This is a genomic window from Streptomyces sp. NPDC050548, from assembly GCF_044457385.1.
Taxonomy (GTDB): Bacteria; Actinomycetota; Actinomycetes; order Streptomycetales; family Streptomycetaceae; genus Streptomyces.
In genome coordinates this window covers 475,506-492,872 of sequence record NZ_JBITGV010000006.1, presented here as the reverse complement: position 1 = coordinate 492,872, position 17,367 = coordinate 475,506, and the positions used below count along the sequence as shown (strand labels likewise).

The window sequence follows — 17,367 nt, the reverse complement described above, 5'->3', positions numbered from 1 at the left end:
GGGTGATCTTGGTCGAGAACCCGTCTACCAGGAGCTTCGTCGTTCCGCAGGAGTGTCCAACTCGCGGTCAGCGCCACGAGGTTGGAAAACGCTCATTTGCCAACAGAAGTGAACTGTCTGAATCAAGCCGCGAGTTGACCTCGTTTCAGTAAAGGGAAAATCAAGCACTCGCCATCAAGTACCCCTCGAACGGTCAACAAGCGAGCAGAATATGCCCCTTACACACAAGGCACGTTGAACGACAACAGAGCACTCTCCCCCTGCATCATGCGAATTTCGGACACAGCCGCATTCCGCAGCATGGGAAAAACGCGTCGGTATTCACCGAGCGGAATCGACAGCAATCGGCACAGAACCAGACGCAGCAGCGTGTTGTGCGCAACGACCAGAACGCGCCCGCCGGAGTGCGCGGCGGCGATGCGCTGCAGAGCGGCAGCTCCGCGCGCTGCCGCTGCCGTCGGGTCCTCCGACTCCGGGAAGGGATATGCGACCGGGTCGGACCGGAAGGCCTCCGCCGCTCCCGGGTTCTCCGCCGCGAACTCCGACAGCGTGCGGCCCTCCACGACCCCGAAGTCGCATTCGCGCAGGGCGGGTTCGGTGTGTGGGACGAGGTTCAGGGCGTGGGCGGCGGGGGCCGCTGTGAGTACGGCTCGGGACAGTGGGGACGTCCAGATCGCGTCGACCGGGTGGGCGGCGGCCCAGCGGCCGAGGGCTTCCGCCTGGGTGACGCCCGTGTCCGTGAGGGCGACGTCGCTGATGCCGGCGTAGCGGTTCTCGGCGTGCCAGACGGTCTGGCCGTGGCGGGCCAGGAGGAGGGTGGTGGTCATGAGGCGTCGGTCTCCAGGTTCAGACGGTCGCGGGCGTGTGCCGCGACCGGTGCGGGCAGCCAGCCCCGTGACTCCAGTTCGGCCACGAGACGGGCGTACGGCTCGATGAAACGCTCCGTGCGGGCGGGATCGGGTGTCAGGACCGTGCGGATGCGGACCATGCGCTCGGCTGCCTCCGCGAGCGGAGTCCCCGTCGTTCCATGGACCGCCAACACCGCCATCCCCAGGGCCGGTTCGATCTGTTCCGGCACTCGGGCCGGGCGGCCGAGGATGTCGGTGCGCAGCTGGTTCCAGTACGCGCTGCGGGCCGCGCCGCCCGTGAAGGTGAGCGGCCCGTCTATCGGAGCGCCCAACTGGTGCAGGTAGTCGAGGCACAGGCGCTCGGTGAACGCCACCCCCTGAAGCACCCCCGCCCAGCCGTCCGCCTCCGAAGCCGAGGTACCGAGCGTGAAGGCGGTGGCGTCCGGGGCGAGAAAGGGGAACCGCTCGCCGGGCGAGGTGAGGGGGTAGGTGAGGGCGCCCGACGGTTCGTATGCGGCCGCCAGTCTGTCCATCTCCACCGGGTCCAGCCCCGTCGGCAACGCGCCCGCCCCCACACTCGACGCCCCGCCCGGAAGCCAACTCCCGTCCGGCGCACGGTGGTTGTAGACCACCCCGGCGCTGTCCCGGACCGGCCTGGCGGACGCCCCCTTGAGGACCAGCGTGGTGCCGAGCACCGAGTTCCAGGAGCCCTCGTACAACGCCCCCGAGGCGATCTGGGCCGCACAGCCGTCCGTCATCCCGGCGATGACCGGCGTACCGACGGGAATGCCCGTCGCTTCGGCGGCGGCCCCGCACACCTCCCCCAGCCGAACACCGGGACGGACCACCTCCGGCAACACATCACCCAAATACGCCAGTCGGGACGGCCAAGCCTCCTCCTCCGCGTCGTAGCCCGTCTTGAGAGCGTGACTGGAGTCGGTCGGGACCACCGTCCCCCGTCCACCCGTCAACCGGGCGGTGATGACGTCGGGTTGATGGGTCACCCGCCCCCTCCCGTACGCCTCCATCAACCACAGCGCCTTCGGCAGCGCCCAGCTCGGCTGCATGCCCACCCGCGCCGCCTCCGCGACCGCGCGCCCGTCGTCGTACATCACCCCCGGCGTCAGCGGACACCCCTCGCCGTCCGTCAGCAGAACAGTCCCCGAGGTGCCGCACACCGCGAGCCCACCGAGCCGTAGCCGCGGGGGCCGTTGTCCCGTCAAGGCGGCCCGGGACGCGACGCACACCGCCTCCCACCACTCCCCCGGGTCCTGCTCGTGCCGCACCCCGTCCCGGCGGCCGGTCAGTGGGGCGGTGCCGGCGCCGAGGACCCGCCCGTCGCCGGTGACCAGCAGCGCGCGGACGCTCTGCGTCCCCAGGTCGATGCCCAGCCACGCCCCGCCGTCACCCTCGAACATCATCCGGACCTCCACAGGGGTTACGCGTTCGGCATTCCCCGTTCATCGTGGCAAAGAGGGAGGGAGCCCCACGATGACCGAGACCCTGCGTGTCGTCGCCGCCGGTGACCATTTCGTCCTGCCGTCGCTGATCACTTCCGCGATCGCCGAGGAACTGCGCGAACACCCTTTCACCGCCGGCGAGTTGACACTCGGCTGGCCCCTGGAACCGTTCGGGCAGGTAGCCGAGGTCGAGGAGGCGAGCGACGCCGAGGACGAGATGATCGAAGCCCTGCGGAGCAGTCAGGCCCAAGTCCTGGTCACCCAGATGGGCCCGGTCACCGAGCGCGTCCTCGCGGCCGCCTGCCCCGATCTCCAGTTGGTAGTGGTGTGCCGGGGCGGACCCGTCAACGTCAACCTCGACGCGGCCAAGACCCACGGCGTACGGGTGTGCTTCGCCCCCGGGCGCAACGCCGCCGCCACCGCCGAGTTCACCGTGGGGACGATGCTGGCCACGCTCCGCCGCATCCCACAGGCACACGAACTCCTTGCCGGACAAGGCAGTTGGGAGGCCGGGGCCGCCTACTACACCTACGAGCACAGCGGGCTGGAGCTGGAGGATCTGCCGGTCGGACTCGTCGGCTACGGCGCGGTCGGCAGCCGGGTGGCCCGCGTCCTCTGCGCCTTCGGCGCCCGCGTGATGGTGTACGACCCTTATGTGCACGGCGAGATCCACGGACTGCGCGTCGCGACGCTGGACGAACTCCTGCGCCGCTCCCAGGTCATCACCCTGCACGCCCGCCTGACCCCCGAGACCCGCGGCCTGATCGGCGCCCGCGAACTGGCGCTACTACGCCCCGGCGCGGTGGTGGTCAACGTCGCGCGGGGCCCCCTCCTGGACGAGGAGGCGCTGTGCGACGCCCTGGAGAGCGGCCAGGTGTCGGCGGCGGCCCTCGACACCTACGCCCACGAGCCACTACCCACCGCATCACGCCTGTTCGGCCTCACCGACAGACTGGTCCTCACCCCTCACCTGGGCGGCGCCTCCCGCGCCGTGGCCGAGAAGGCGGCGCGAATAGCGGCGGAGGAAGTGGGCCGCTGGGCGCGAGGCGAGCCTCTTTCCCACCAACTCCGTTGAGGGCCCACCCACTTGCGCTGTCCCCGCGCGCCGGCCGAGAGGGAGCCGTAGGGGCGCGCCGGTGTCGAGAGGCTGGGGGTCCCCCCTCTGGGGGAGCGCGGAGGCGCGCAGCGCCGAGCACGGTGGGCCTCTCGACACCGGCACCCAGCCCCCCGAAGGCGACCGAACCAAAGAAGGTGCGAACGGTGCCTTCTCAACACAGCCCGACTTGAGCATCACTACTCAGCAGGGGGTCACCTATGTATGTCGGAATCGATGTCGGCACCTCCACCGTGAAGGCAGCCGCCTTCGACAGCACCGGCCGTCAACTCGCCGTAGCCTCCCGCCCGGTGGAGTTGTCGATGCACGGCGGGTTCGTCGAGCAGGACATGGACGAGGTCTACGCCGCCGTGGTCGCCGTACTGGACGAACTCACCGCATCCACAACCGACCCCATCACCCTGGCCGGCCTGACCGGCCAAGGCGACGGCGTCTGGCTGGTCGACGCAGCCGGCCGCCCGGTCCGCCCCGCCGTCTCCTGGATGGACGGCCGAGCACACGAACTCCTCGACCAGTGGCTCGCGGACGGCACCTTCGAGACGGTGTTCCGGCGCACCGGCAGCGCGATGTTCCCGGGGTGCCCCGGCCCGGTGCTGGCCTGGTTCGAGGCGCACGAGCCGAAACCACTGGACGCGGCGGCACACGCCCTGTTCTGCAAGGACATGGTCTTCCAACGACTCACGGGAGTCCTTGCAGGAACCGACGTCTCAGACGCATCGATGCCGTTCCTCAACCCAAAAACACGCACCTACGACAACGGTGTCGTAGAACTCCTCGGCCTGACCCGTCGCCGGCGCCTGCTGGCCCCGGTCAGCGACCCGATCGCGACGGCGCTCACCCGCGGCGAGGGACTGCCCGCGGGTACCCGCATCGCGAACGGCCCCTACGACCTCCCCGCCTGTGCGCTCGGCGCGGGCGTGACGGAACCCGGGGACGGACTCCTCATCGTCGGCACGTGCCTCGCCAGCCTGGTCGCGACCACCGACCTCGACCTCTCCGGCGAACCGGCCGGCCTGTACATCTCCCTCGACCGCCCGGGGCACTGGCTGCGCGCGATGCCGGCGATGGTCGGTACGGCGGCGCTGGACTGGGTGCTGTCGACGACCGGCGTCCGGCACGACGAGGTGGACGCACTCCTGACCGCGACCCCGCCCGGCGCGAACGGCGTGCGGGTGCTGCCGTACTTCGCGCCGTCCGGTGAGCGCGCCCCCTTCGTCGAGCCCCGCCTCCGCGCCGAACTGACCGGTGTCTCCCTGGAGTCGACGCCCGCCGATCTGATCCGGGCGACCTGCGAGGGCATCGGGTACGCGGCCCGGCACTGTCTGGAGGCGGCGGGACTGACGGGTTCCCTCGCGGTGTGTGGCGGCGGTACCCGCAGCCCCGCCTGGATGCGGCTCCTCGCCGACGTCCTGGGCCGGCCGTTGCGGGTGGTCGAGGGCGAGGTGGGAGCGCGGGGCGCGGTGCTCGCGGCGGCCGAACGTTACGGGGTCCCGCTGGACACGACGGCCTGGACGCGGCCGACCGAGGTGATCGAACCGGACCCGAGGCGGGCGGCCTCCTACACGAAGGGATACGAGGACCATCTCGCGCGGCTGATGACGGCGCGCGGGCGGAGCCGGTGATTTCGGGGGCGGGCGCCCGCGATTCGCGGTGTACTACCGGCCTGGCCCCGTGTGGCGAGGAGGAGTTCATGACGGTACTTCGACGGTGGTGCCCGAACTGTCGCGGGTGGCAGGACTTCCAGAAGATGGCCGACGCCGAGAAGGCGGCCGTCCGTGAGGTGAAGGGGCCCCGGCACTACGTGGGGGATCTGTGGCGCTGCGCGGTCAAGGGCTGTGTGCGGTACCAGCCGGCGTACAACGCGCGGGGCGGCGGCGATCTCCCCGAGAAGTTCCGTGAGGAGAAGGCCGCCGCCCCGGAGTGAGCGCCGCTGTACTCAGAGTTGCCGAAGTGCTGTGCTTACAGGTTGCTGAAGTCCGGCCCCTTGGTGCGCGAGCGCTTGATCTCGTAGAAGCCGGGGACGGAGGCCACCGCGACGGTCCCGTCCCACAGCCGTGCGGCCTCCTCGCCCTTGGGGGCGGGGGTGACGACCGGGCCGAAGAAGGCGATCTGCTCGCCGTCGGGGCCGGGGACGGCGATGACGGGGGTGCCGACGTCCTGGCCGACCTTGTCGATGCCCTCCTTGTGGGAGGCGCGCAGTTCGGCGTCGAACTCGAAGTCCTCCTGGTCGGCGTAGTCGATCAGGTCGGCGGGCAGGCCGACGTCCGCGAGCGCGCCGGCGATGGCCTCGACGGTCGGGCCCTCGCCGTTGTTGTGGATGCGGGTGCCGAGCGCGGTGTAGAAGGGGCCGAGGGCGTCCGCGCCGTGCTTCTGCCAGACGGCGGTGACCACGCGGATCGGCTTCCAGGCCTTGGTGGCGAGCAGCTCGCGGTACTCCTCGGGCAGCTCGTCGAGCTTGGGCTCGTTGAGCACCGCCAGGCTCATGATGTGCCAGCGGACCTCGATGTCACGGACCTTCTCGACTTCGAGCACCCACCGGGACGTCATCCAGGCCCAGGGGCACAGCGGGTCGAACCAGAAGTCCACGGGGGTCTTGGCGGTCTCAGACATGACGCTCCTCGGAATACGGCCGTTTCCTCACGGCAACACCGCCCCTCGCAGCCTCATTCCCGAGTGCCCTCGGTCAGGGGCGCATGGCAGGATCGGCCCTGACCACACAGCGAAGACCGTTGATCGAACACCATCCGAGGGAGTGCCCCCGTGCCCGGTGAGAATCTGTCCCGTGACGAGGCCCGGGAGCGGGCCGCACTGCTGTCCGTCGACGGGTACGACGTGTCCCTCGATCTGCGCTCCGCCGTGGGGGACGACGCAGGCGAGGGCCCCCGTACGTTCCGGTCCGTGACCACGATCCGGTTCCGCTGTGCCGAGCCGGGCGCGGCGAGCTTCGCGGACCTGATCGCGCCGGGCGTGACGGCCGTGTCGCTCAACGGCAGGGATCTCGACCCGGGCGCGGTCTTCGACGGCTCGCGCATCCAGCTGGAGGACCTGGCCGCGGAGAACGAGCTGATCGTCGACGCGCAGTGCGCGTACTCCCGTACCGGCGAGGGCATGCACCGCTTCGTCGACCCCGAGGACGGCGAGATCTATCTCTACACCCAGTACGAGCCGGCCGACTCGCGCCGGGTCTTCGCCAACTTCGAGCAGCCGGACCTCAAGGCGCCGTTCCGCTTCGAGGTGCGGGCGCCCGAGGGCTGGACGGTGTGGAGCAACGGTGTCGGTGAACTGACCGACGGGGTATGGAAGTTCGCGGAGACGAAGCCGATCTCGACGTACATCACGGCGTTCCTCGCGGGCCCGTACCACTACGTCACGGACTCCTACTCCCGCACCTTCGACGACGGTACGACGCTGGAGATCCCGCTCGGCGCGATGTGCCGCAAGGGTCTGGCGCCGTACTTCGACTCGGACGACGTGTTCCTGGTGACGAAGCAGGGGCTGGACTTCTTCCACGACCACTTCGACTACCCGTACCCGTTCGGGAAGTACGACCAGGCGTTCGTGCCGGAGTACAACCTCGGCGCGATGGAGAACCCGGGGCTCGTCACCTTCCGCGAGGAGTACATCTTCCGGGGGAAGGTGACGCAGGCGTCGTACGCGGGGCGGGCGAACACGATCCTGCACGAGATGGCGCACATGTGGTTCGGCGACCTGGTCACCATGGAGTGGTGGGACGACCTGTGGCTGAAGGAGTCCTTCGCGGACTTCATGGGGGTGTTCGCGAGCGTCGGCGCGACCCGCTTCTCCGACGCCTGGATCAGCTTCGCCAACCGCCGCAAGGCGTGGGCGTACCGCGCGGACCAGCTCCCCTCCACGCACCCGATCACCGCCGACATCCGCGACCTCCAGGACGCGAAGCTCAACTTCGACGGCATCACGTACGCCAAGGGGGCTTCCGTACTGAAGCAGTTGGTGGCGTACGTCGGCCAGGACGCGTTCCTGGAGGGCGCGCGCCGCTACTTCAAGCGGAACGCGTACGGCAACACGCGCCTGGGTGACCTGTTGTCGGTCCTTGAGGAGACGAGCGGCCGGGACATGACGTCCTGGTCGCGGGCGTGGCTGCAGACGGCCGGGGTCAACTCCCTCACTCCGCGAGTGGTGTTGGACGTGGAGGGCGGCCGGATCGCGGAGCTGACGGTGCTTCAGGAGGCGGCCGAGTCGCACCCTTCGCTGCGCCCGCACCGGGTGGTCGTCGGCCTCTACCGGACGGAGAACGAGCGCCTGGTCCGGTACGAGCGCGCCGAGGTGGACGTCGACGGCCCGCGGACGGTCGTAGTGGAACTGGCCGGTGCGGACGCGCCGGAGCTGGTGCTCGTCAACGACGAGGACCTCACGTACGCCAAGACCCGTTTCGACGCGACCTCGCTCGACACCCTGCGCGAGCACCTCGGCGCGCTCACCGACCCGATGGCGCGTGCCCTGTGCTGGTCGGCGCTGTGGAACATGACGCGGGACGCGTTGCTGATCGCGCCCGACTTCATCGACCTGGTGACGCGGTTCGGGCGCCGGGAGACCGACATCGGTGTGCTGCAGATGCTGCACGCGTGGGCGAACTCGGCGCTGGTCAACTACTCGCCGCCATGGTGGCGCGAGGCCGGCGCGAAGATCCTGGCGCACACCGCGCTACGGGATCTGCGCGGGGCCGAGCCGGGCAGCGAGCACCAGCTGGCCTGGGCGCGTTTCTACGCGTCGGTGGCGTCGACGCCGGAGGAACTGGCGTTGCTGCGGGGCCTGTTGGACGGTACGGAGAAGGTCGACGGGCTGGTGGTGGACCAGGAGCTGCGCTGGGCGTTCCTGGAGCCGCTGACCGCGCACGGCGTCGCCGACGAGTCCGTGGTGGCCGCCGAGCTGGCCCGCGACGACACCGCGTCCGGCAAGCGGCACCAGGTCCGCTGTCTCGCCGCCCGCCCCTCGGCGGCGGTCAAGGCGCAGGCGTGGGCGCAGGTCGTGGAGTCGGACGCGCTGTCCAACGCGTTCGTCGAGGCGACGATCGCGGGCTTCGCGCAGCCGTCGCAGCGGGAGCTGCTGGCGCCGTACACCGAGAAGTACTTCGCGGCGATCGAGCGGGTGTGGGCGGAGCGGTCGATCCAGATCGCCATGGATGTGGTGCGGGGCCTGTTCCCGGCGTTCCCGACCGCCGAGGCCGGGCGGGCGACGCTGGCCGCGACGGACGCGTGGCTGGCCGCGCACGAGGGGGCGGCGCCCGCGCTACGGCGACTGGTGCTGGAGTCGCGGGACGATCTGGCGCGGGCGCTGCGGGCGCAGGAGGCGGACAACGGGGGCCGGGGCGATCAGGGCTGACGGGCTGACGGGCTGACGGGCTGACGGGCTGATCGTTGGCCTGTGATTGGCCTCTCCGTGACCGTTACTGAATACAGGTAATCGCAGCCGTAACCCCTGGTCCACCCCATCTGGACCAGGGGTTTTCGGTGCCTACTCGGCATCCGAACGCCTGTCCTTTAGTACCGCATCGTCCGGATTTGTCGACGGGCGTGTAACAGCGGTTAGGGAGCGGATCCGGCGCGGGAAACCCCGTTGCATGAACCACAACACCCCCCTCTCCCCCCGCCCCCTCAGCCACCTCTCCGAGGTGCACCGCCGGGTTCTGACGACGGCTCAGCTCCGCGCCCACGGCATCCCGGCCGCCGAGGTGAACGAGCAGTGCCGGCCCGGCGGCCCCTGGCAGCAGTTCCTCCCCGGCGTCGTCCTGCTGCACTCCGGTCCGCCCACCGGCGAGGAGCGGCTGCACGCGGTGCTGACCTACGCGGCGCGGGAGCGGACGGCCGGTGTCCCGGTCCAGCCCGGCGCGGAGGAACCGCACCGGCCGACGTACGCGGAGACGATGGTCACCGGCCTCGCCGCCCTCGCCCTGTACGGCTTCACCTCGGCCGGGCAGCTCGCCTCCCTCGACCACATCGACGTCCTGGTCCCCCGGATGCGCCGACTGCGCTCCACGGGCTGTGCCCGCATCCTCCGCACCCCGGCGCTGCCCGCCGCGCGGCAGGTGAAGGGCGTCCCGGTCGCCCCGGTGCCGCGGGCCGTCGCGGACGCGGTGGCCGGACTGTCGGACGCGAACGCGGTGCGCCGGCTGCTCACCGAGGCGGTACGCGGCGGACACTGCGAACCGGCCGCGGTGGTACGGGAGTTGAACGACGCGAAGCTGCTGAGCCGCCCGCATGTGGTGGACGCTGTGGACTCGCTGCTGGCCGAGGGCCGCGCGATCGCCGAGGACCGCCTCTACCGGATGGTGAGCGAGTACGGCCTTCCCGACCCGGTGTGGAACGTGGACCTGCGGCTGCCGGGCGGCCCGCACCTGGGCGGCCTGGACGCGTACTGGCCGGAGCAGGCGGTCGCCGTGGAACTGGACACCCGCGCACCGCGCCAAGGCCATCGGCAGGACGACGACGCGCTGTGGTCGGAGTACGCCCGCAAGCGCGAGCACCTGGAACGGCTCGGCATCACGGTCGTCCACATCACCCCCAGGAAGCTGCGTGACGGTCTTGAGCAGCAGGCGGCGGTGGTCCGTACGGCACTGATGGCGGCGGCGGACCGCGATCCGGCCGCGTATGTCGTGGTGCTGCCCCGGTAGTGACGGACCGGGGCAGCATCAGGAGGGGAGAGGAGGGGCCACCGGGGGGTCGGTGGTCCCTCCTCGTATGTTCCGTCTACAGGGGTTCGGGGAGGGGCGGCGGGCTCGCGTTGCTGGTCGTGTGACTGGTGTGGAGGCCGTCGATGAGGGCGGCGTAGGAGGCGATCATGCGCGTACGGCTGAAGCGTTCGCGGCTGCGGGCGTGGGCCTTGGCGAACTCGGCGCGGCCGAGGACCGCCTCGGTCCAGGCCGACGCGATGGCGTCCGGGTCGGGGGGCGTGATGATGCCGTGCCCGGCGACGATGGACGCGCTGTCGCCGATGTCGGTGGCGACGGGTACGGCCCCGCACATCATGCCCTCGATGAGGCAGAGCGGCGCGGCCTCGCCGAACGACGAGGTCAGCGCGACGACATCGGACCCGGCGTAGACGGTCTCCATGTCCCGCCGTACGCCCAGGAGATGGAGCCGGTCGGTGAGTTGCTCCCGGTCCTCCCCGAAGGCGGCGTCGATGTCGGCGGAGAGGGCGCGCTGGTCGTCCGTCATGCCCGTGCCGCACATGAGGACGTGGCCGGCGGGTTCGCGTCGTAGCCACTCGTGGGCGGCGCGGAGGAAGAGCGGGATGTTCTTCATCGTGGCGTAGCGGGCGGCGAAGACTACGACGGGTGCGGCATCCGGAATTCCGAGGGAGGCACGGAGGGCGAGCCGCCGGGCGGGGTCGGGCCGGAAGCGGAACAGATCCACGCCATTGGGGATGACGTGGAGGACCTCGGGCGGGATGCCGGCGGCCTGGTAGGCGTCGCGGGTGGACTCCGCGCAGCAGACGGCGGCGACGACCTTGCCGTCGGCGATGGCGGTCTTCAGTTCGTCGAGGGCGGCGCCCTGGTGTTCGGGGTCCGAACGGTGCAGGCACACGACGACGGGGCGGCGGGGCAGGCCTCCCTGGTTGAGCAGGGAGAGCGGCTGCTCCTTGAGCGACAGCACGACGTCGGCGTCGGCGAGGGCGCGGGCCGCGTCGGCCAGCTCGGGCCCGGTGAAGCCGGTACTGACCTGCCCCTCACCACCGCCGAGACTACGCCCGAGGGTGGAGACGCCGACCCCGGCCGCGGTCAGCTGCTGATAGCAGGCATCGTTCTCCATGGCCTGCCGGGTCGCTTCCCGATGGACTTCGCCGTGGATGCTCAGCACCGAATGATGCTGGCCGCCCTCCACCAGTCCCAGAACGACGTCGCTGTGGACGATTCGGGCTCCTCCGGAGAAGAAGCCCTCGTAGACCGACAGCACGTGCAGTTCGTGTCTAGCGCGCACACGACCACCCGCCTTGCGTATGAATCGAGCCATCCCCGTGAACAGCGGGTTAGCCGTTATGAGGCGGCACGGACATTTCGCTTGAATGAACTGGGCGTCTCGTATCCGAGTCCGGTTGGTTATCCCGGGGTCAATTGGTGGCGAGGCGGGCGCGGACGGTCTTGCCGACGTCGCCGCGCAGAAACCAGTCGAGGGACGCGGACACCCCGGAAACGACGCAAAGTCCGCGCCCGCTTTCCCCACCGGGCGCCTGCTTCACCACAGGGAACTCCAGCACCGGGTCCGACACGTCGATCGTCAGCAGGGAGTCCTTTTCTTCGTCTACGGCGACCCGAAGCCAGACCTCGTGCCCCGGGAGCCGCCCGTGCCGTACCGCGTTGGCGACCAGCTCGGAGGTGACGAGGACGGCGTCGTCGATGTCACCGGGCCAGTTCCAGAGGGTGAGGCGACGGCGAGTGTGGAGGCGGGCGAGACGGACGCTGCGCGGGGTCATGGGGTAGCTCATGGACCAGTCGGGGGTGGGCATGGGGGTCCTTTCGGGAGGGGGTGCCCAACCACGGTGACGGGATTACTCATCGAGCGGCAATCGAAAACGCTCTGAATATTCAGTGGTGCTGAAAGTGGACTATGCCCAGATCTGCACAAGCACCTGCGTGGACGCAGCATGCAATGCCAGACTCGGCGCAGAACGACAGGTGACAGGCACTACGGCACGAAGGTGACACACATGGCGGCAAAGCGCGGGCGCACGGCACAGCGGCTCGAACTGGGGCTTCAGCTGCGGCAGTTACGCGAGAACTGCGACGCGGGCGACCACGGGACGGGACTCACCCGCAAACAGGCGGTCCAGGGACTGCGCATCTCGGAAGCGTCCCTGCAACGCATCGAGACCGGCTCCCTCAACTTCCGGAACGTCGGCGACCTACGCAAACTGCTCGCCAAGTACGGCGTGACCGACGAGGAGGTCGTCGAGTCACTGATCGGCCTCAACCGGGATTCCAATCAACAGGATTGGCTGACGCAGTACCGGGGGCTGCTGCCGGCGGGGCTACCCGGGTTCGTCGGACTGGAGCCGGAAGCCCGCTCCATGAAGGCCTACCACCCGACCGTCGTCTACGGCCTGCTCCAGACCGAGGCCTACGCGCGGGCGACGCACGAGCTGCACAAGCCGATTGAGGAGTACACCTCGGAGTTCATCCGCAACAGCGTGGAACTCCGGATGCGGCGGCAGGAGGTACTCAGCCGCGAACACCCCGTCAAACTGCACGTCATCCTGGGCGAAGCGGCACTGCGATATCCGGTCGGGGGCGCCGAAGTGATGCGCGAACAGTACGGCCGGATCGAGGAGTTGTCGGACTGGGACCACATCACCATTCAGGTTCTGCCGTTCCGCAGGAGCTACCGTTCGACCAATGACTTCGCGATCCTCGACTTCGGCAACGAGCTGCCCCCGCGCGTCCAGACCGACAGCGCCTGGGGATCCGTCTCCACTTCGGACAAGCCTCGTGAAGTGGACCGGTTCCTTCGGCGGTTCGACGCCATGACAGCATCAGCGCTACCGCCTGAGGACACCCCCGACTTCCTGCACCGACTAGAACGAGAGCTGTAGGCCCATGAACCCCGAGATCGCTCCGGAATCCGCCTGGTTCAAGTCCTCCTACAGCGACCCGGGCCAGAACTGCATCGAAGCCGCCCGCCTCACGCCCACCGGAATAGCGGTCCGCGACTCGAAGAACAACCCCACCGGCCCCGCCCTGCTCCTCCCCGCGACAGCATGGGCCCTCTTCGTCTCCCACCTCCGCGAGCCGGACTCACGCGACTGACGAACGCCCGCCATGGGCGGTGAAGACGAAGGCCGACGCATCACCGTCCAGATCAATGGTCAGCGAAGCGTCCACTGGGGCACGTTCGGCGGTCGGCACGGCTCACGCCACTGACGGCAGGTCAGGCCGCCGTACGCTCCCCAAGTGCCCGCCTGCGCAGTGCCGTTCGCTGGACGGCCGGCGGAGCGTATGCCATGTCGAGCGTGCCGACGTCCGTGCCGGGTGGGACCAACTCGTCGATCTGGTCGAGGAGTTCGTCGGACAGGGTCGTCTCCGCGCCGGCCAGCAGGTCGTCCAGGTGGACCATCGTGCGGGGGCCGATGATCGCCGAGGTGACACCGGGGTGGGCGATCGCGAAGGCCATGGCCAGGTGGGTCAGCGGCAATCCCGCCTTCTCGGCGAGGGCGATGAGTTGTTCGACCTGTCCAGGCGGTGCTCGTCCGTGAGGTGCTTGAAGCCGAAGGCCGAGCGGTGGGTGTCCGGCCGGCTGTCCTTGCGATAGCGGCCCGTCAGGAGGCCGCCTGCCAGCGGGCTGTAGACCAGCGTGCCCATGCCGTAGCGCTCGCAGACGGGGAGGACCTCGCGTTCGATGCCCCGGTCGAGGATCGAGTACGTCGGCTGTTCCGTGCGGAAGCGGGTCAGGCCGCGGCGCTCCGCCGCCCACTGCGCCTCGACGATGTCCGACGCGGGGAAGGAGGACGTGCCGACCGCCCGTACCTTGCCCGCGCGCACCAGGTCGGTGAGAGCGGAGAGGGTTTCCTCGACGTCCGTGTTCGGGTCGGGGCGGTGGATCTGGAACAGGTCGACGTGGTCGGTGCCCAAGCGGCGTAGGGAGTTCTCCAGTGCGCGCACCAGCCAACGCCTTGAATTTCCGCGCTCGTTGGGGTTGTCGCCCATCGGGAGGTGTGCCTTCGGAACAGCGTTCCGGAACACCATACGGAACGCTGTTCCACTTATGCAAGCGACCCCCTACTCACCGCAGAACTCCGCCACCACCACCGCCCCCGCGTCCCCCGACCAGTCCCCGTTGAAGTTGAACGCCAGTGAGTGGCGGCCGTCCGGCGTCGCCGCCACCACCGACGACGAGCCGTGGATGCCGCCGTCGTGGCCCCAGAGATGGACACCGCAGGGCAGCGATATGTCGGCGATACCGAGGCCGTAGCGCGTGGTCGGGCTGTCGCCCGCCGGCACCGTCGTCTGCATCTCCTTCAACTGCTTCGGCGGGAGGAGCTTTCCGCGCAGCAGAGCGCTGTAGAAGCGGTCCAGGTCGGCGGAGTCGGAGATCATCTCGCCCGCCGAGGAGGCGATGGACGGGTTCAGCTTCGTGACGTCGTACGTCGGGCCCGTCGTCTCCTCCGCCAGCTTGCTGTAAGCGTGGCTGCTCGGGCTCGGCACCGTCACCTTCGTGCCGGGGAGTGAAGTCGCCTTCAGGTGAAGGGGGTTGATGATGCGGTCGCGGATCTCCGTCGCGTACGAGCGGCCTGTGACCTTCTGGACGACCATGCCGGCGAGCACGTAGTTCGTGTTGGAGTAGTGCCACGACGTGCCCGGCGCGAAGTCCGGCTTGTGGGCCATGGCGATCGCCACCAGGTCGGCCGGGGTCTTCGTGTCGTAACGGTGCTGGAAGAAGCCGTCCTTGGTGAAGTACGCGCGGCCGAAGCCGTCGTCCTCCGTGTAGTTGTAGATGCCGCTGGTGTGGTTCAGGAGCTGGCGGACGGTGATCTTGCCGCCGTCGTTGCCGTTGCCCTGGACCACGCCCGGCAGCCATTTCTCCACCGTGTCGTCGAGCGACAGGCGGCCCTCCGCCTCCAGTTGGAGCAGCACCGTCGACACGAAGGCCTTGGTGATGCTGCCGATCCGGTAGCGGTCGTCGGCCGAACGCGGGGCCCCGGTACGGAGGTTGCCGACTCCCGCCGTCGTCGACCAGGTGGTGCCGCCGTCCCGCACGGTGGCCGTGACGCCGGGGACGCCGTCCTGCACGGCCGCGCGGAGCGCCTCCCTCGTCGCCGTGTGGTCCTGCCCGGCCTTCCCGGCGGGCTCCGCCGCCAGCGCGGGTCCCGCCAGTGCGACCGACAGCGCCACCGCCGTCGCGGCCATGAGTGCCGTACGAACTGCCATGTCTTCCCCCTTCGTTGAGCCCTGTCGAAGGCTCGGTCGGGGGGATGGACACGGCCTTCCGATACGAAGGTTGCTCCGGCGTGCTCCAGTTGAGTGAGTTTCAGCCCTTCTTGAGGATCAGCTCGGTGTTGCGGTCCTTCGCGTCGCCGCCCAGGACCGTGCTGGATCCCGGTGCGTTGTACGACAGTTCGCGGTAGAGGGCCGCGAGGCCGGTCTGGGTGAGGTCGGAGAAGTCGGTGCGGGGCGGGGCCGCGGACTCGATGAGCGTGGTGAAGAGGGACAGCGTGCCGTCCTTGTTGTCCACCAGCTCGATGACGCGGGCGAGTTGGGGGTAGTCGACGTGCGAGGCGGTGGAGATCTCCCAGAAGCTGCGGCCGTCGGGCGCCGCGTGCGGGGTGATGACGTTGCGGTGGATGTGGCCGTTGACCCAGGCCAGCACGTTCGCGTGGCTGCCGAGGAGGGAGACGACCGCGTTGCCCTCGTAGCGGCGCTCGGTGGGGTGTGCCGGGTCGGGGCGGGTGTTGTCCATCGTCTTGCTGGTGTGGTGGCTGAAGATCACCGCGTACGAGTCCTTGTTGTCGCGGAGTGTCTTGTCCAGCCACCTCAACTGCGTTGCCCCGATGGACCCTTCGTAGTGGCCGCCCGCGTCCGTGGTGTCGAGGCTGATGCCGATCACGTCGTCGGCGATCCGGAACGCGTAGTACTGCGTGCCCGCGTCGACGTTCGCGGAGGAGTAGCCGTGGCCGACCGGGCCGAGGCCCTGGTAGGCCGGGTCGAGGTGGGCCTTGAGGTACTCGGCGGAGGTGTACGGGGCGCGCTTCTCGTCCGGCGTGATCGAGCGCGCGGAGCGGGCGTGCGCCTTGAGGAAGTCGCGGTAGCCGCTGCCCTTGGGGTCCTTGGCGTCCCGGATGGAGTTCTGGAGCTTCTTCGCCTCGGCCGCCGTCGCGGTCATCAACTTCTTGCCGCCGATGGCGAGTTCGGTGAGATACGGGTCGGCGTGCGAGCCGAAGCAGCCGAGCGGGAGCGCGTCGTGGTTGCCGACCGTCGAGTACCAGGGCAGGTTGAGGCCGGGGCTGCGGACCTCGCGGATCGCGGCGGCCAGGAAGCCCTTGAGGTGCGGGAAGCCGAGCTGCTTGTCGCCGTCGCGCACGGTGGAGTCGGGCTGCCAGTACAGCTTGAGGCCGCTGTTCTGGACGCCCTCGTAGTGGCGCGGGTCACCGGTGTTGGGGGTGAACCGGCCGCCGCTCATGATCTTCATGAACCATTCCAGCTCGGACTTGGCGTTGTTGTCCGTGTTGTCGCCGGTGGTCATCACGAAGTGCAGCGGGGAGCCGGTCACCGGGGCGCCGCGCAGCGCGTTGACCCGCTCGACGAGCGAGATCCCGCCCTGCACGGTCAGCGCCTCGTGCGGGCGCCAGGCGTGCTTGTCGGTGGAGCGCAGGTACTCCAGGCGCAGCGGGTGCTGGCTGTCCATCAGGTGCAGGTCGGTGAACTGCACGAACGACGCGAGTGCCGTACGGCGGCCCGCGCGCCCGGACTTGGCGGCGGCGAGGTCGGCGCGCACGACGCGCTTCCAGCCGGCGCCGTCGCCGAGGCGGCGGTAGCCGGAGTGGGTGCGCGGGGCGGCGACCGTGGCGAGGGTGGTGCCCTTGGTGTACGGGGCCAGGGGTGCGGCCGGTGCCACGCGGGAGTGCGCCACGGGCGCCTCGGCGGCGGCATTGGAGGCGTTGGCGGCGTCGGTCGTGGCGGCCTGGCTGTCGGTGGGCCGCAGGGCGTAGCCCACGCCCGCGGAGACGGACACGGCCGCGGTGGCGGCGAGGACGGTACGGCGGTTGACCCCCAGCACGGAGCTGGCGACAGAGCGTGTGCGCGACATGGCGCGATCTCCCCGAGTACGAACTGCGTCGGCAGTGGTCGCGGGTGTTCGCGTCGACCGGTTTTCGGTCGCGGTCGCGAACTTCCCGCTCGTACTGGATGCTTGGCATCGGGGATGACCTGCGCGTAAACGAGACGGCAACGCGTAGCGCCGATCACCGTACGTGGATCTTGGCG

General features: G+C 69.7%; 14 protein-coding genes and 1 pseudogene. 7 read left to right on the top strand and 8 right to left on the bottom strand.

Annotation, left to right across the window (positions count from 1 at the left end):
- Positions 1–218 precede the first annotated feature (218 nt).
- Together ACIBJH_RS20275 and ACIBJH_RS20270 are read right to left on the bottom strand one after the other, a co-directional pair.
- Positions 219–827, bottom strand: a complete 609-nt coding sequence (locus ACIBJH_RS20275; RefSeq protein WP_399118192.1) for a histidine phosphatase family protein — start codon at positions 825–827, stop codon at positions 219–221.
- A complete protein-coding gene (locus tag ACIBJH_RS20270; protein ID WP_399118191.1) occupies positions 824–2,269 on the bottom strand; it encodes an FGGY-family carbohydrate kinase in 1,446 nt (481 codons plus the stop codon). The genes ACIBJH_RS20275 and ACIBJH_RS20270 overlap by 4 nt, the downstream gene beginning before the upstream one ends.
- Before the next feature lie 70 nt (positions 2,270–2,339).
- Between ACIBJH_RS20270 and ACIBJH_RS20265 the strand changes: the two genes are divergently transcribed.
- From ACIBJH_RS20265 to ACIBJH_RS20255, 3 genes are all read left to right on the top strand, one after another.
- On the top strand, positions 2,340–3,383 hold the full coding sequence (locus tag ACIBJH_RS20265; RefSeq protein ID WP_399118190.1) for a 2-hydroxyacid dehydrogenase: 1,044 nt from the start codon (positions 2,340–2,342) through the stop codon (positions 3,381–3,383).
- 239 nt (positions 3,384–3,622) lie between these two features.
- Complete coding sequence (locus tag ACIBJH_RS20260; RefSeq protein WP_399118189.1) at positions 3,623–5,044, top strand: FGGY family carbohydrate kinase; 1,422 nt, start codon at positions 3,623–3,625, stop codon at positions 5,042–5,044.
- 68 nt (positions 5,045–5,112) lie between these two features.
- Positions 5,113–5,346, top strand: coding sequence for a hypothetical protein (locus ACIBJH_RS20255; protein WP_399118188.1), 234 nt, complete (start codon positions 5,113–5,115; stop codon positions 5,344–5,346).
- A gap of 35 nt (positions 5,347–5,381) precedes the next feature.
- On the opposite strand, the gene ACIBJH_RS20250 is transcribed toward ACIBJH_RS20255, so the two are convergent.
- Positions 5,382–6,032: a DsbA family protein gene (locus ACIBJH_RS20250; RefSeq protein ID WP_200715928.1), complete on the bottom strand. Its 651-nt coding sequence runs from the start codon at positions 6,030–6,032 to the stop codon at positions 5,382–5,384.
- Between the two features lie 150 nt (positions 6,033–6,182).
- On the opposite strand from ACIBJH_RS20250, the gene pepN reads away from it, so the two are divergent.
- Both pepN and ACIBJH_RS20240 read left to right on the top strand, forming a co-directional pair.
- Positions 6,183–8,780: an aminopeptidase N gene (gene pepN / locus ACIBJH_RS20245; RefSeq protein ID WP_399118187.1), complete on the top strand. Its 2,598-nt coding sequence runs from the start codon at positions 6,183–6,185 to the stop codon at positions 8,778–8,780.
- A 238-nt stretch (positions 8,781–9,018) separates the two neighbouring features.
- Complete coding sequence (locus tag ACIBJH_RS20240) at positions 9,019–10,068, top strand: hypothetical protein (protein ID WP_399118186.1); 1,050 nt, start codon at positions 9,019–9,021, stop codon at positions 10,066–10,068.
- A 76-nt stretch (positions 10,069–10,144) separates the two neighbouring features.
- On the opposite strand, the gene ACIBJH_RS20235 is transcribed toward ACIBJH_RS20240, so the two are convergent.
- A complete protein-coding gene (locus tag ACIBJH_RS20235) occupies positions 10,145–11,350 on the bottom strand; it encodes a glycosyltransferase (protein ID WP_399118209.1) in 1,206 nt (401 codons plus the stop codon).
- 154 nt (positions 11,351–11,504) lie between these two features.
- Positions 11,505–11,900: an ATP-binding protein gene (locus ACIBJH_RS20230; protein WP_399118185.1), complete on the bottom strand. Its 396-nt coding sequence runs from the start codon at positions 11,898–11,900 to the stop codon at positions 11,505–11,507.
- A 201-nt stretch (positions 11,901–12,101) separates the two neighbouring features.
- Here ACIBJH_RS20230 and ACIBJH_RS20225 point away from each other — a divergent pair, with 201 nt between their 5' ends.
- Together ACIBJH_RS20225 and ACIBJH_RS20220 are read left to right on the top strand one after the other, a co-directional pair.
- On the top strand, positions 12,102–12,983 hold the full coding sequence (locus ACIBJH_RS20225; RefSeq protein ID WP_399118184.1) for a helix-turn-helix domain-containing protein: 882 nt from the start codon (positions 12,102–12,104) through the stop codon (positions 12,981–12,983).
- A 4-nt stretch (positions 12,984–12,987) separates the two neighbouring features.
- Positions 12,988–13,197 (top strand): DUF397 domain-containing protein, encoded by a 210-nt coding sequence (locus ACIBJH_RS20220; RefSeq protein ID WP_399118183.1) that lies wholly within the window; start codon positions 12,988–12,990, stop codon positions 13,195–13,197.
- Positions 13,198–13,318: 121 nt separating this feature from the next.
- Here ACIBJH_RS20220 and ACIBJH_RS20215 read toward each other — a convergent pair.
- The 3 genes and pseudogenes from ACIBJH_RS20215 to ACIBJH_RS20205 all read right to left on the bottom strand — a co-directional run.
- Positions 13,319–14,109 (bottom strand): annotated as a pseudogene (locus ACIBJH_RS20215) (aldo/keto reductase); the annotation flags it as partial.
- A gap of 57 nt (positions 14,110–14,166) precedes the next feature.
- Positions 14,167–15,315: a serine hydrolase domain-containing protein gene (locus ACIBJH_RS20210; protein WP_399118182.1), complete on the bottom strand. Its 1,149-nt coding sequence runs from the start codon at positions 15,313–15,315 to the stop codon at positions 14,167–14,169.
- Positions 15,316–15,415: 100 nt separating this feature from the next.
- Positions 15,416–17,191, bottom strand: coding sequence for a TIGR03767 family metallophosphoesterase (locus ACIBJH_RS20205; RefSeq protein ID WP_399118181.1), 1,776 nt, complete (start codon positions 17,189–17,191; stop codon positions 15,416–15,418).
- Positions 17,192–17,367 lie beyond the last annotated feature (176 nt).

Excerpts from the sequence above, each read along its gene's own strand:
- ACIBJH_RS20275 (WP_399118192.1), bottom strand. The coding sequence starts at position 827 with ATGACCACCACCCTCCTCCTGGCCCGCCACGGCCAGACCGTCTGGCAC.
- ACIBJH_RS20270 (WP_399118191.1), bottom strand. The coding sequence starts at position 2,269 with ATGATGTTCGAGGGTGACGGCGGGGCGTGGCTGGGCATCGACCTGGGG.
- ACIBJH_RS20265 (WP_399118190.1), top strand. The coding sequence starts at position 2,340 with ATGACCGAGACCCTGCGTGTCGTCGCCGCCGGTGACCATTTCGTCCTG.
- ACIBJH_RS20260 (WP_399118189.1), top strand. The coding sequence starts at position 3,623 with ATGTATGTCGGAATCGATGTCGGCACCTCCACCGTGAAGGCAGCCGCC.
- ACIBJH_RS20255 (WP_399118188.1), top strand. The coding sequence starts at position 5,113 with ATGACGGTACTTCGACGGTGGTGCCCGAACTGTCGCGGGTGGCAGGAC.
- ACIBJH_RS20250 (WP_200715928.1), bottom strand. The coding sequence starts at position 6,032 with ATGTCTGAGACCGCCAAGACCCCCGTGGACTTCTGGTTCGACCCGCTG.
- ACIBJH_RS20240 (WP_399118186.1), top strand. The coding sequence starts at position 9,019 with ATGAACCACAACACCCCCCTCTCCCCCCGCCCCCTCAGCCACCTCTCC.
- ACIBJH_RS20230 (WP_399118185.1), bottom strand. The coding sequence starts at position 11,900 with ATGCCCACCCCCGACTGGTCCATGAGCTACCCCATGACCCCGCGCAGC.
- ACIBJH_RS20225 (WP_399118184.1), top strand. The coding sequence starts at position 12,102 with ATGGCGGCAAAGCGCGGGCGCACGGCACAGCGGCTCGAACTGGGGCTT.
- ACIBJH_RS20220 (WP_399118183.1), top strand. The coding sequence starts at position 12,988 with ATGAACCCCGAGATCGCTCCGGAATCCGCCTGGTTCAAGTCCTCCTAC.
- ACIBJH_RS20210 (WP_399118182.1), bottom strand. The coding sequence starts at position 15,315 with ATGGCAGTTCGTACGGCACTCATGGCCGCGACGGCGGTGGCGCTGTCG.
- ACIBJH_RS20205 (WP_399118181.1), bottom strand. The coding sequence starts at position 17,191 with ATGTCGCGCACACGCTCTGTCGCCAGCTCCGTGCTGGGGGTCAACCGC.